The organism is Gracilibacillus sp. JCM 18966, assembly GCF_055392695.1.
Genome location: NZ_AP043883.1, coordinates 1,585,607 through 1,599,464, shown reverse-complemented (window position 1 = coordinate 1,599,464; position 13,858 = coordinate 1,585,607). Strand labels below are relative to the sequence as shown.

The window sequence follows — 13,858 nt, the reverse complement described above, 5'->3', positions numbered from 1 at the left end:
GCTTATACCTCCATTTCAGAAAATTATAGGAACAAAATTACGAGAATCCCTACAATTACACAATAGTAAGAGAAATATTTTAAATTTCCTTTTGCCATAATATCCATAAACCATTTTAAAGCGAAATAGGTTGCAATAAAGGTGGTAATAAAGGCAATAATATATGGGATTAGTAGAGAATTTATATTTGGGTCCTTCAGAATTTCCGGTATTTCTAATATCCCTGTACCTAAACTTACTGGAATATAAAGTAGAAAAGCAAAACGAAGTGCTGTTTCTTGTTTCATTCCAACTAGCATTGATCCAACGATGGTAGCTCCTGATCGGCTAATTCCAGGGGTTAGGGCAACCATTTGGGCAAGACCCACAATAATAGCATCCTTTGTTGTTAAATCTCCATCATTCTTACGACCTCTTAAGTTACGAATAAGCCATAGAGCCACAGCTGTAATAAGTAACGTAAACCCTACAATCTTAGTGTTACTCAATGCATCGCCAATAGCATCACCAAATAGCACACCAAAAACCCCAACTGGAATGGTAGCAATAATTAGATAGATAATAAATTGAAAGTCCTTGCGATCAGACTCTTCCTTTTCTTTTTTCACGATATACCTTGTACCATTTGTCACTAATCGAATAATATCGTTTCGATAAATGACTAAAACAGCAAGTAAAGAAGCAAAATTGACAAAAATCTCAAAGGACAATCCGTTTGCCTTCACTCCAAATAGTTCTCTAAAAATGATTAAATGTCCACTTGAGGAAATGGGGATTGGTTCTGTAATCCCTTGGACAAGACCTAATATAAAATACTTAATTAATGTTAGAAGCTCTGCACTAAAATCCATATTCTCTTCTCCTTTTCTTGTCTTATATAAAAGCGTTCATCATCTGGACCATCTGTTTCCAATCTTCACTATATTGTATGTACTGCTTTTTGCCAATATCGGTTATTCTGTAATATTTCCTCCTTCCACCTTGACTTTCCTTGCCCCAATAAGAAGTAATGGCCTCATTTTTCTCTAGGCGTTTAAGTGATAAGTATAAGGTGGCTTCCTGTAGTTCGAATGAGCCGCTCGTTCTTTCTTTTATTTTTCTAGATATCTGGTAGCCGTAGCTATCTTCATTTAATAATAGGGATAGTATTAGAAGATCAATTGTACCTTTCAGCATTTCCTTATTCAATCTGTTTACCTCCCTATATTACTTAATAACATTAAGTATTCTAATATAAATTACTTAATAATGCAAGGTATTTTAACAAAAAATATGTAAAGAAAAAAAACCCACTTCATAAAGTAACGGGTACAGGTCTTGGGAAGGAAAATGTTAATTAACAAACAAAATAACAGCCCTTTTAGCATTTCAATTCCAAACGAGTAACATTACAATTAGCATACAAAAACTGCACCTCCAATTGTTAGATTGTGTCCAACAATTGGGGTGCAATTCAAATTTGCGCGTTTTTACTCCTTTTTTCTTCCCTTATTGAACTAGCGCTCCCTTTAGTTGAAGTTGTTTAATGCTTCATCACCCATATTTGAATTTTTCGTTTGACGTTTCATAAGGAGCATTTTGAACCCATAAATTACTTTTAAAATACCGTCAATCATTGCGAACAAAAGAAAAGGAACACTAACTAAAAGGATTCCCATTATTGAGTTCACTGTCGTCAATACCCCTAACAAGAGAATTATTTTACCTTGAGAAAAATAAAAACCAAAGAAATGAATACCTATAATGGTAAAAATACATAGCCAAAGCAATCTTAAATCATCAGAGCCAATAATTAACCCACAAATCGTACAGAGAACAATAGTTACAACAACCGAAATATTGTCCATTCTATCTTGAAACTTAGAATTCTTACCATATGATAGCTTGTTATTAAGAAAAGGAAGAACAAGAATTAAGAAAAAACCAATAAAATAACCAAACCCCATAATAAACGGATGAATAAATAAGTCTCCACCCATTATCGCCGAAACAATAATAATAACTCCAACATAAACTAACCATACCCCTACCGTTCTTTGAGTATTATATTCTCTTTCCCTTCCTTCTCCCCCCATTTTCTCCCTCCTCTTTTTGTCATGTCAACTTTAATATCTTGCAGTTTAATATAAACAACTAGAAATCACCTAGCATTACTCGAAGAACATTTGGATGTTCTCTAAAGGTCTTCGTACCCGCACCATATCCGGTTTGGTTGATCTTCATACTTGGTACCGATTGACTGAATTCGTCAACTAACACCTTTATGATGGCTGCACCGGTAGGAGTTGTTAACTCTGCTGTTACATCGATATTTTGAAGTGGGACATTTTTTAAAATCTCAAGTGTAGCTGGTGCCGGGACTGGATAAATACCGTGATCAATCTTAATTCTTCCTGAGCCGGTTGGAACGGGTGATGCAATAATTTGATTCACCGCTAACTTATCGATAAGAATTGCTGTTCCAACAATATCAATAATCGAATCAATTGCTCCGACTTCATGGAAATGTACTTTCTCTAAATCCATCCCATGTATCTTCGCTTCTGCCTCGCCAATTACGCGAAATATCTTTTGGGATATTTCTTTGACAGAATCACTTAACTCAGAATTGGCAATTAATTCGACGATATCTTTATATGTACGATGATGGTGGTGATCATGGATGTGATGATGGTCATGTTGGTGGTTATGCTCGTGCTCATGATGATGGCCATGCTTATGATGATGCCCATGATCATGATCGTGTTCTTGAACATGATTATGATCGTGATGGTGATGATGGTGCCCATGCTCATGATGATCATCAAATAACACATCAAACTTTAAGCTTGAGATTCCATTTTTATTCACTCGTTCTGTCTTCAACTCATATTCTTGGTGTATACCTAGCTTGAATAATTCTTCCTCTAAAAATTTTATCGAAATTCCAGTATCCAATAATGCACCGATTGTCATGTCACCACTTATCCCTGAAAAGCAATCGATATATAATGTTCTCATTTCCAATCACCTCTTTCTACTATATTATCATAGACTTGTTTGTAAGCTTTTTCAATCATGTTTTACTAACCTTCCGTGGAACAATTTTGGTTTACATTAAATAGCAAGGGCTATCCCATACAATATGGAATAGCCCCATTTTTCTTATTCACTGCCTGTTTGCGATTCAACGGCTTCTTGTGCCTTATTAAGTGCTTCTTCAGCGGTTTGCGATCCGTCCCTTAATACACTATTTAACGTATTTGTATTTAGCTCTGTTGCAATTGTTGGTGTATCTTCCGTAATATTCAATGCATTAATTTCATCTTTTATATCATTCAATGTGTCAAAGATATCATCACCAAAGAATTGGAAGAACTTATTATCTTCTAGGATAGCTGGATCATCCCACACATCATGACGTGGAGGATCGAAGCCTAGTACTGTCCATAACTTGATATTCGCCTCTTTGGAAAGTTTTGCATAAGCAAGGAATTCCTTCGCTAACTCTGGATGTTCTGTTTGATTCGTTACAACAGTACCCGTTCCACCCATACCGGCAGACCGCTTGCCACCTTCTTCGAATGCCGGCATTGGACGGACTACCATTTTTCCTTCTAAATCTGTCATATAATCTGTGAAACGACCCATATACCAGATTGGCATACTAATCGCAGCTGCTCCTCCATCATTCATATAAGCATAAAATTCCTCTGCATGTGGTTCACCGCCTGGGCCCACTTCCGCAATTCCTTCATCCTGCATTTGCTTCAATAATTCTAGTGCTCGTATATTTTCTTCTCTATTAATGGTAATGTTTCCGTTTTCATCAATGAAATCAGAGTCTTGTTGTGATACCATTTGGAAGTATGGAAGATAATCGCCTGTGAATGTATTAAACATCATTGCATCTGTATTTTCTACAACCTTTTTACCCGCTTCTACAAAGTCATCCCATGTTTTGATATCATCTGCGTTAACTCCTGCAGCTTCTAATATCTCAGTATTGTAGTACATAACAGATGCCCCTACGTGTGTTGGCATTCCATAATAGTTACCATCCTTTGCATAGATCTCAAAGCGAGATTTGACAAAGTTATCTATTTCTGGTTCTACATAATCGTTCATGGCTAATAATTGTGGTTCACCCTCTAGGAAGTTAGGAAAACGACCAATTTCAATATCTGCTATGTCTGGTGCTCCTTTTCCTGATTGTAATGAAAGCAAGAGATTGTTATGCATATTATCGTACGGATAGGTCTCAGCTGTCAGTTTAATTGGTCTATCTGGATTTTCCTCATTCCATCTTTCAGCAGCATCCATATAAAAATCGTTATGCAACTCTACAAAGGTCCAAAGCTTTAATTCTGTGGCATCTTCGATATCATCACCAGCTGTTACTGTTTCGGTAGCTTCCTCTGAGCTATCTCCACCACCACAAGCGACTAAAAGCATGGCAACAAATCCAAAAAGTAATATGAGCAAACTTCTTCTGCTTTTCATTTTCCAACCCCCAATGAATATTATATTTTGGTTCTACCATTAATAGAAACCGCTTACAAAATGGTTGTTAAAAAAACGAATCTTATTAATCAAAGTTTTGTTCGACTTGTACGTAACTTTATTGAACATCAAACTCATGAAATAGATTCGTGTAACTTCCATTCTATTACTTTGATCTTAACATTCAACTTATAATTTGTCAATAAGTTTTTCGATACATACATTTAGTTGTCTGTTTTATTTTCAACAATTTTATTATTCAACCGTATAATCTAACGATAACTATGCTCGTCAATCTTATTGAACACCTGCATCACGAAGAACATCATCGTAATTGCGGTGAGGCCAAAGGTAATAAATACAAACATGGATGGAAGCTCTAATGATACATAACAAATTAGAAATATTACGGCGAAAATAGCAACGGAAAAAGGTAATTTGGACATTCCAATAATAAATGCATTTTTAAAATACTGCTTAATTGTTGTATGGTAGTGTGTAATTAACGGGAAAATCCATACTAATACTAAACTATAAAAGAAAAGGACTAAATAATAAGCAAAGACAACAAAAATCGGTATTTGATTTCCTAATTCTATCATAGCACGGTAATTGACAAAGAGAATAAGTCCAATAGCCATCAATATCCAGCCAATAATATTTGATCTCACAAATTCTTCTTTATATACCTTTCTAAAATATTGTAAAACCGAGGTCATCTCTTCTTTTCGCACCCATTTTCTTGCAACTGCTAAACTAGCAACAGTTGCCGGGAATACCCCGGCAATGAATAAGCCAAGTAGGGAGGAAAAGATCCATAGTAGATTTAACCAAGCAATGTTCAGGATACCTTTTAGAAATTTATCTAATGAACTCACTATTTGTTGTCCAAACATCTTTCATCACTCCCTAACTCTCTAAAATGATTAACCCTTTACTCCACCAACTGTTAGCCCTGCCACGAAGTATCTCTGGAAGAATATAAATAATATGATAATTGGAATTACTGTCATTACAGATCCCGCTATAAGCACATCATAATTATTTCCATAAGGAGTTAACAGTGTCGCTAATCCTATTGGCAATGTAAACATATCATTAGATCTTAAAACAATTAATGGCCATAAGAAATTATTCCAACTACCTAGTCCTTGTAAAATAGCCATAGCACCTAAGGATGGAGTCATTAATGGTAGCATAATTTTAAAGAAGATTCCGTATTCCGTGGATCCATCGATTCTTGCAGCATCCATCAATTGCAACGGTAATCCCAATGCATACTGCCTAAAAAAGAAAACAGCAATAGGTGCTACAATCATTGGTAGAACAACACCTGCATACGTATTCACAAGTCCCGAAGTTATCATCATCTGGAATAGCGGTAACATTAAGATTTCAAATGGCACCATTAAAATGAATACAACAAAACCAAAGAATAAATTTTTCCCTTTAAAATCATAAACAGCGAGCGCATAACCAACCATGGACGAGAAAAATAAGGATAAAACAATCGTAATAACTGAAATGATTAAACTATTTATATACCATTGCCAGTAGCCATCCGCTTGAGTAAAAATATATAAATAGTTATCAATGTTTAGCTTACTCCAATCAAATGTGAGACTAATACCTGAACGCATTAACTCAGATGATGGCCGAAAAGACGATAGGAGCAAGATTAATACTGGGAACAAAGCGATGAAACAAATAATTCCCATCCCCACATTTGCAATCCATTTAAATGTTCTGCTTTTTGCATTATTCATTACTCATCACCTCGCTTAAATGCACCAGTAAGAATTAATTGAATAAAACTAACGATAAAGATAATGATCATTAAAATAACCCCTATCGCAGCACCAAATCCCATATCATTTTGTTGAATACCTTGTTGATAAATATAGCTAACAACGGTTAAACCAATATTTCCAGGCGATCCTGATGGCCAGAATACATAACTTTCTTCAAACATTCTAAAACCATTGATAATAGAAATGGTGACAACAAAAATAGTAACCGGTTTCAAAAATGGTAAGGTGACATACCAGAATTTTTGCATAATCGTCGCACCATCAATTTCTGACGCTTCATATAATTCCTCCGGGACATTTTGTAAGGCTGCCAAGAAGTATAAAATATTAACCCCTAGCCACTTCCACACACATAACATCACCATTAGCATCATTCCTGACCATGCATTAAACATCCAATCTACGGAGTCAAAGCCTAGCCAATTTAGAATTTGATTCGCCGCACCGGAATCTGTTTCCCCGAACATTAAGCGAAAGATCATACCAGCAACAATGGTAGATGCCAAGGCTGGCATAAACAAGGATGCTCGAAATAATGTCTTTAACTTAATAAATTTTGAATCCAAAATAATTGCTAAAATAATGGGAAGTATGGTTAAAATAGTGACGGTTAAAACAACATAGATGGTTGTATTGGTTAGAGCCCTATAAAATGTAGGGTTGAATACCCTTTCATAATTAGCTAAGCCGATAAAGTTCACTTGACCAGGCAAAACGCTTTGGAAGCTCATAATAATACCTTGAATTGCTGGATAGACAGTTAAAATTAAAAACGAAATTAGAAATGGTGACACAAAAATATATGGTACTACCTTCTTGGAATTGAGAAACTTCATAAATGAACTCTGTTTCCTTTCGACCGTGTTGGACGTTTGACTAATTGCCATATTTACCCCTCCAATTCTATATAACTGCTTCAACCAAAATCACCTAAGATTTGTATGCGCTTCCACTTAGCGAATAAATAATTTCTATATCATTTTTGATACAAATCTCCATAATCACTCATAACTCTTTTAAATGGTACGTATAAGTATGAGTTGTTTCTATTATATATAACTGGATAACTTTTTTCAATGGTTTTTTAGAAATCTTTAATGAATAACCTTTTCTTTAAGAAGTATCCTTTTCAAATAGGAAAGGATACTTCTTATTTGTTTTTATTTCACATTGGCAAAGGACTTGAATTAAATGGATAAGGCAATTCTGTTTTTTTGATTTGATTGATTAAAAGCAGGCCAGTACATCGATCTCTCAAGTTATGCGCTTGATTTAAGCTAGCACGGACAACCTTATCCTCTATTTTTAATGCTTGTATTGAATCAGGTCCACCGACTTTTCTTAAATAGCTTCTTAATTGCTCGGCTTCAGGTATCGATAGGATCAATTCTTTTATAGTCCTCCAATGCTTTTTCACTGTTCCATTTTTTATATCTTCTAAGGAGGATTCTGTTACAAACTTCTTGTATAGCTCAGCAATAATAGCTGTTGTTACTCCAACCTTTGCTCCATGCAAATGTTGTTTTTGATTTTTTTGTAGCATATCCATTTCTAAAAAATGAGACAGATGATGCTCTCCACCTGATGCTGGTCTCGAGTAATCTAATACAAGCATCACCAGTCCTGATTCAATCAATGCTTGTATTAATATTTTTATACCTTCCTCGTCACGTTGAGCTATTTTTTCTATATTATTGATACAAGTATCTAGAGCATATCGCGTCATTGCTGCCGCCCGTGCTTGATATGGTTCATTTGCGATTAGACGAGAGATTTCCCAATCGACTAGGGAGGTATACTTACCTAAAATATCGCCAAACCCTGCAGCAGTCAGCTCCCTAGGGGCCCGTACTAATATATTTATATCCGCAAAAACCGCAATGGGAGAGGCCGTTTGAATGGTTTGTTTTTTTCCTCTTAAGATTAATGGTGCTCCTTTGGAAGTGAATCCATCAACAGAAGCAGCTGTTGGTACAGAAATAAACGGAATATCCATTTTATGGCCAACAAAACGAACAATATCGTGAATAGTGCCAGATCCTGCGGCGATTAGTAATGTGGTTTCTGGAGAAGTGGCTAGCATTAGCTCTACAAGCGTCTCTTCATTTGCGATCACTTGATTATGTTCTGTTGGCGTTAGAATAACTAGTTGAGTAATGAGACCTTCCTTTTCCAAAAAAAGTGTTAATTCATCTCCTACCACCTTTTTCGTGTTATCGTCTGTCACAATAACAATATGTCTAAATTGATGTTTGTTTGCAAATTCTGGAATTCGCTTTATCACTTCTTTTTCTATATAAATAGCCGGAAGATTTATGTCATTACATTCCAGCTCTTTTATTAACTTATTTAACTCATCTTGAAAATGCAATTGGCTCACATCCCTGTACATTTTTATATCTTTCGATTAAAAAAAGCCGACAAGTTTTACTTATCGACCTTTTCCTCTTTCTTTCCTTACTTAACAGATATTGCGGTAACAGATTTGGAAGGTAGTTTTACCGTTAAGACAGTGCCGTTCACTTGAAAATCTGTAAATTCAACCGGTTTTACGTTATCCGGATTGTCGAAGGTGTTATGGGCATCTAATTCATTTGCTGTTAACACACGTCCGGAGACATTTTGAACATCTACACCCCTTAAATCTATTTCAAGATCTGTCTCCTTATCTTTGTCTACATTACATAACGTAATATTAATTGTTCCATCTTTAGCTCTGGAAGCAGATGCAGTAATTTGCGGCAAGTCTTTGTCATCGACTTTTTTCACATCTGTTTGGATAGCTAAAGCCAATTTCTCTGCATCCTGGTGAACTTTATACATTTCAAACACATGATAAGTAGGTGTAAGAATCATTTTTTCCTTATCTGTTAAAATCATTGCTTGCAATACGTTAATCGTTTGGGCAATATTAGTCATTTGGACACGATCATTGTGATCATTAAATATATTTAATGAAATCCCTGCAACAAGGGCGTCACGGATCGTATTTTGTTGATAAAGGAATCCTGGATTCGTACCTTCTTCTACATCATACCAAGCTCCCCATTCATCAATAATTAACCCAACTCGTTTCTCTGGATCATATTTATCCATAATGGTACTATGTTTTTCAATCAATTCTTTTATATGGTACGCTCTTTGTAATGTAATGTCCCACTCCGCTTCAGGGAAGTTGGTTGCAGAACCTTTACCCGTCCAAAATTCACCTGGCATCGTATAGTAGTGTAGGCTAAGTCCATCCATCATATTTGCCGCTTCACGCATGAGTACCTCTGTCCAATTGTAGTCATCGACGTTCGGACCACCTGCAATACGATAAATCTTATTGTCCCCATAATTTCTTACATAGGTTTGAAAACGACGGTAAAGATCTGCATAGTATTGTGGACGCATATTACCTCCACAACCCCAGTTTTCATTTCCAACACCAAAATATTTAAGTGGCCACGGCTCGTCTTTTCCGTTTTCTTTACGAAGATTGGCCATTGGGGACTCGCCGTCAAATGTCATGTATTCCACCCATTCGGACATTTCTTGAACTGTTCCACTCCCTACATTTCCACAAATGTAGGGCTCTGTCTCCAGCATGTCACACAACATCATAAACTCATGAGTACCAAAGTGGTTATTCTCAATTACTCCGCCCCAGTGTGTGTTCACCATACGTTTACGATTTTCGCGTGGACCAATTCCATCCTTCCAATGATATTCATCTGCAAAGCATCCTCCTGGCCAACGTAGTACAGGAATTTTAATATTCTTTAATGCCTCTACCACATCCTTTCGAATGCCATTTGTATTTGGTATGGAAGAATCTTCTCCTACCCAAATTCCTTCATAGATACAACGACCTAAATGTTCTGCAAAATGACCATAGATATTTTTATTAATCGTACCTTGACCTACATCTGCATTAATGACTGCTTTATTCCCCATAATATTCACCTCATTATTTATTATAAGTTCAATTTTGTTACACGCTGGCAATATTGTACAGATACATTAGTTAATTGAATAAACTTTGTACCGTGTGGCGGAAGTTCAAAGTCTATTATGTCTGTAGCCAAACCTAAATCTGCTTTCTCCCAAAGGTCACGCATTTCTACTTTATCGCCACCTATACCTAACTGCTCAAAGGTTACGGTTACTCGCTCCCTCTGATCATTAAGATTAAACAAAGCAACATAGATGGTATGATCATCCCCATAGGATGTCCATACGACTTTATCAAGATCTCGATAAACTTGACGAGCACCTACACCATTTCGATGTACATCTAACACTTCCTCGTTAGTAATTAACGATAAGGTCCAATCATCATTGTCCCTTAATTCACCACCAAACATTAGTGGTGATTTGAAGATCGACCACAATGTCATCATGGTCAATTGCTCGTCTTTCGTAAATCTGGTATAACGATCACTTGCACCACCATCAACAGAACGTATACCAATATGTCCTAAAGGAAGCATGTCGGCATCAGGCCAATAGCCTGGTCCGACGTTTTTACTCCATTTATAACAGCGATCGAACATGTCATAAAGCAATGGCCATAAATCCCAAAAGTCATCAGTCATCCGCCACATATTGGCATTTTCTTCTAGCAGACTAGCATATTCCAAAGGAGCTGGACCTGGTGATAAGCTTAACACCATCGGTCTACCACAGTTATCAATCGCTCTACGAATCATCTTAATTTCTTCTACATGAATGCCATAAAGCTTGGAATCTGCAATGTCATCTACCTTGACAAAATCGACTCCCCATTCCGCATAAAGCTGAAAGAGAGAATCATAATACTGCCTGGCCCCATCTTTTGTATGGTCTACACCATACATATCCGTATTCCAAGGACAGATAGAATTCGGCTTCGCAATATCTCGGGCTCTAACATCTGTCCCCAATATTTTAGTATTCTGATGAACGGCTTGTCTTGGAATCCCTCTCATAATATGGATACCAAATTTCAATCCAAGCTGGTGCACATAACTGGCAAGAGACTGAAAGCCTTTGCCATTTCTGGCTGAAGGAAATCGATTGACAGCAGGGATGAGACGAGAATACGCATCCATCTCTAATGGAACAAATGGCCGATAGGCAGAAGAAACAGCCCCAGGCTCTGACCATTGAATATCTACGACTATATATTCCCATCCATAATCCTTTAGATGTTCGGCCATATAATCAGCGTTTCCTTTTACTTCCTCTTCGGTTACTGTAGCACCATAACAATCCCAGCTATTCCAGCCCATTGGAGGTGTTAGGGCTTCATGATGATGTTTCATTAAAATTACATCCTCCCTAGTATCCATACTGATTGACAAACGAACGAACTAATTTTTCTTTTGTAAACGCACCATATTCCATGAGAATTTAGGGAAAATACCTACTAATTTCCCATCATCCAAATAGGATTCACCATTTGTATGTGGTTTTACATTTTCTTCTGTTGCTGTATTAATTGCTTTTGCGTTTTCATTTTCCAATACTACATGCTCGATTACGCTATAGCCTTCAAATGAACGAACATCAATGTCTACTTCTAAGTCTTTTTCTAGGTGACGGTTTGTAGCAAAAATTACCAACTCTTCTTTTTCTTCATTATATACAACAGATGGATCTAAATATGGAACATCTGTGAAGTCCTTACTATCATATTTCGGTGAACTAACAACAGGATTCAAAGCGACTCCGCGTCCAAAGACAGAAGTATAAAAATATGGATAAAAGATTGTTTGCTTCCATGCTGCACCACCATTTTCTGTCATGATTGGTGCAATCACATTAACAAGCTGCGCCATACAAGCAATTTTCACACGATCAGAGTGGCGAAGCATAGTATTTAGCATACTACCTACTAATAGAGCATCCTCAAATGTATACACATCCTCTAATTGAGGAGGGGCAACTGTCCATGGCTCTATTTCCTTGTCTTGTTGATTAGAGTGGAACCAAACATTCCATTCATCAAAGCTTAAATACATTTTTTTCTTGCTACGTTTCTTTGCTTTAATGTAATCACAGGTTGAAATAACCGTTTGAATAAAGTTTTCCATATCCATCGATTTCGCTAAAAAGTTAGCTGTATCGCCACTTCTATTACCATAATATTGGTGAAGTGAAATATAGTCGGCTACGTCATACGTATGTTCCAGTGTTTCTGCTTCCCATGAAGGGAATGTAGGCATGTTAGAATTTGAGCTTCCACATGTTACAAGCTCAATAGATGGATCCACCAGTCTCATGGCTTTAGCGGTCTCATAAGCAAGCCTTCCGTATTCTTGTGCGGTTTTTTGTCCAACCTGCCATGGGCCATCCATTTCGTTACCTAGGCACCACACTTTAATATTGTGAGGGTTTTCATAACCGTGCGATTTTCTTAAATCACTCCAGTAAGTACCTCCGGGATGATTACAATATTCTAATAGGTTTCTCGCGGCATCTACACCCCTAGTTCCGAGGTTAACGGCCATCATCACATCTGTATTCGCTGCCTTTGCCCAGTCAACGAATTCATTTGTTCCAACCTGATTGGTTTCTATTACTCGCCAAGCAAGCTCTAGACGTTTAGGGCGATCTCCTTTCGGTCCTACACCATCCTCCCAATTATAAGCAGAGACCATGTTTCCTCCTGGATAACGAACGATAGGGACCTGAAGTTCTTTGACTAAATCTAAAACATCCTGTCTAAATCCATGCTGATCAGCAGTAGGGTGCTCTGGCTCATAAATGCCGCCGTACACCGCTCGCCCTAGATGCTCAATAAATGATCCATAAACACGAGGGTCAATTTCAGAGATTTGAAACTCTTTGTCTACAACCATTTTTGCTTTTACTGATTCTGTTGCCATATTATCCATCCTCTCACCATAATGATTTATAACGCTTTCACAAAACTACAAAAAAATAAATCATTGCTTCCATTGGATTAACTTGAACGTATGGGTTTGCTTTAAATTCTAAAAAATAATAAAATGGTACGTATATTAAGACTAAGAAAAAAACTGAAATATGTCAAGAGAAATAACCCAATTGAAAAACATTTTTTCTATTCTTCTTCTCCAGTTATTTCTTATCATGAATAACAAAAAAAGAGTAGAGATACTCATTATCTCTACCTGAATTATTTATGCGTTTTGAAGCTTCTGTGCTGATAGCTTGATCGCTTTATTTTTTGCCATATACAAGACAAATGCTAGCATGTATAGAACAAATCCTATGACATCCATAGACAATATTTGTAAAATCGCCCAAACTCCAATCCAAATTATCAGTTTATATTGGATTTCATTATCTTTTATTTTCGTAGCAACTAGAAAGTTTACGATTGCTCCAATTAAGACAAATAGACCAAATATAAATATAATCTTGGAAACATTGTTCACCATTTGCGATCCCGCAATCATCGTATTGGTATCTAGGTTTTGTAGCTGTTTTTCACCTTGTGACGTAAACCAGGAATTATAACTGAAAATTGTTAAAAGCGAAGTTACTAAATTCCATAAGGCACCTATCATAATAAGTTTTCTTTCAAAGCCTCTTTTCATTTACGCTCCCCCACT

At 36.6% G+C, this 13,858-nt stretch carries 13 protein-coding genes; all 13 read right to left on the bottom strand.

Features of this window, described 5'->3' with window-relative positions:
* Positions 1-23 precede the first annotated feature (23 nt).
* On the bottom strand, positions 24-851 hold the full coding sequence (locus ACZ5N5_RS07715) for an undecaprenyl-diphosphate phosphatase (protein WP_054788466.1): 828 nt from the start codon (positions 849-851) through the stop codon (positions 24-26).
* Between the two features lie 22 nt (positions 852-873).
* The gene (locus ACZ5N5_RS07710; RefSeq protein ID WP_245902330.1) at positions 874-1,188 is read right to left on the bottom strand and encodes a PadR family transcriptional regulator; all 315 of its coding nucleotides are present in this window, start codon (positions 1,186-1,188) and stop codon (positions 874-876) included.
* A 320-nt stretch (positions 1,189-1,508) separates the two neighbouring features.
* Entirely contained in the window at positions 1,509-2,075 is a 567-nt protein-coding gene (locus tag ACZ5N5_RS07705) for a DUF6609 family protein (protein ID WP_464368457.1), read from the bottom strand.
* Positions 2,076-2,133: 58 nt separating this feature from the next.
* The gene (larC, locus tag ACZ5N5_RS07700; RefSeq protein ID WP_109984686.1) at positions 2,134-3,000 is read right to left on the bottom strand and encodes a nickel pincer cofactor biosynthesis protein LarC; all 867 of its coding nucleotides are present in this window, start codon (positions 2,998-3,000) and stop codon (positions 2,134-2,136) included.
* Between the two features lie 144 nt (positions 3,001-3,144).
* Positions 3,145-4,482, bottom strand: a complete 1,338-nt coding sequence (locus ACZ5N5_RS07695) for an ABC transporter substrate-binding protein (protein ID WP_054788464.1) — start codon at positions 4,480-4,482, stop codon at positions 3,145-3,147.
* Positions 4,483-4,754: 272 nt separating this feature from the next.
* Positions 4,755-5,378, bottom strand: coding sequence for a YesL family protein (locus tag ACZ5N5_RS07690; RefSeq protein WP_054788463.1), 624 nt, complete (start codon positions 5,376-5,378; stop codon positions 4,755-4,757).
* 30 nt (positions 5,379-5,408) lie between these two features.
* Positions 5,409-6,248: a carbohydrate ABC transporter permease gene (locus tag ACZ5N5_RS07685; RefSeq protein ID WP_109984684.1), complete on the bottom strand. Its 840-nt coding sequence runs from the start codon at positions 6,246-6,248 to the stop codon at positions 5,409-5,411.
* On the bottom strand, positions 6,248-7,180 hold the full coding sequence (locus ACZ5N5_RS07680) for a carbohydrate ABC transporter permease (protein ID WP_464373580.1): 933 nt from the start codon (positions 7,178-7,180) through the stop codon (positions 6,248-6,250). Before ACZ5N5_RS07680 ends, ACZ5N5_RS07685 begins: the two co-directional genes overlap by 1 nt.
* 278 nt (positions 7,181-7,458) lie before the next feature.
* Positions 7,459-8,664 carry an iron-containing alcohol dehydrogenase gene (locus tag ACZ5N5_RS07675; RefSeq protein ID WP_054860741.1) on the bottom strand — a complete coding sequence of 402 codons (1,206 nt, stop codon included), beginning with the start codon at positions 8,662-8,664 and terminating at the stop codon, positions 7,459-7,461.
* Positions 8,665-8,750: 86 nt separating this feature from the next.
* Positions 8,751-10,232 carry an alpha-N-arabinofuranosidase gene (locus ACZ5N5_RS07670; RefSeq protein ID WP_109984681.1) on the bottom strand — a complete coding sequence of 494 codons (1,482 nt, stop codon included), beginning with the start codon at positions 10,230-10,232 and terminating at the stop codon, positions 8,751-8,753.
* A gap of 20 nt (positions 10,233-10,252) precedes the next feature.
* Positions 10,253-11,581, bottom strand: a complete 1,329-nt coding sequence (locus ACZ5N5_RS07665) for a glycoside hydrolase family 27 protein (RefSeq protein WP_054788459.1) — start codon at positions 11,579-11,581, stop codon at positions 10,253-10,255.
* Between the two features lie 48 nt (positions 11,582-11,629).
* Positions 11,630-13,147 (bottom strand): arabinosylfuranosidase ArfA, encoded by a 1,518-nt coding sequence (gene arfA / locus ACZ5N5_RS07660; RefSeq protein ID WP_277678006.1) that lies wholly within the window; start codon positions 13,145-13,147, stop codon positions 11,630-11,632.
* A gap of 276 nt (positions 13,148-13,423) precedes the next feature.
* Positions 13,424-13,843: a DUF4064 domain-containing protein gene (locus ACZ5N5_RS07655; protein WP_054860743.1), complete on the bottom strand. Its 420-nt coding sequence runs from the start codon at positions 13,841-13,843 to the stop codon at positions 13,424-13,426.
* Positions 13,844-13,858: the final 15 nt, after the last annotated feature.

Coding starts and splice junctions, on each gene's coding strand:
- ACZ5N5_RS07715 (WP_054788466.1), bottom strand. CDS start 851: ATGGATTTTAGTGCAGAGCTTCTAACATTAATTAAGTATTTTATATTA.
- ACZ5N5_RS07705 (WP_464368457.1), bottom strand. CDS start 2,075: ATGGGGGGAGAAGGAAGGGAAAGAGAATATAATACTCAAAGAACGGTA.
- larC (WP_109984686.1), bottom strand. CDS start 3,000: ATGAGAACATTATATATCGATTGCTTTTCAGGGATAAGTGGTGACATG.
- ACZ5N5_RS07695 (WP_054788464.1), bottom strand. CDS start 4,482: ATGAAAAGCAGAAGAAGTTTGCTCATATTACTTTTTGGATTTGTTGCC.
- ACZ5N5_RS07690 (WP_054788463.1), bottom strand. CDS start 5,378: ATGTTTGGACAACAAATAGTGAGTTCATTAGATAAATTTCTAAAAGGT.
- ACZ5N5_RS07685 (WP_109984684.1), bottom strand. CDS start 6,248: ATGAATAATGCAAAAAGCAGAACATTTAAATGGATTGCAAATGTGGGG.
- ACZ5N5_RS07680 (WP_464373580.1), bottom strand. CDS start 7,180: ATGGCAATTAGTCAAACGTCCAACACGGTCGAAAGGAAACAGAGTTCA.
- ACZ5N5_RS07670 (WP_109984681.1), bottom strand. CDS start 10,232: ATGGGGAATAAAGCAGTCATTAATGCAGATGTAGGTCAAGGTACGATT.
- ACZ5N5_RS07665 (WP_054788459.1), bottom strand. CDS start 11,581: ATGAAACATCATCATGAAGCCCTAACACCTCCAATGGGCTGGAATAGC.
- arfA (WP_277678006.1), bottom strand. CDS start 13,147: ATGGCAACAGAATCAGTAAAAGCAAAAATGGTTGTAGACAAAGAGTTT.
- ACZ5N5_RS07655 (WP_054860743.1), bottom strand. CDS start 13,843: ATGAAAAGAGGCTTTGAAAGAAAACTTATTATGATAGGTGCCTTATGG.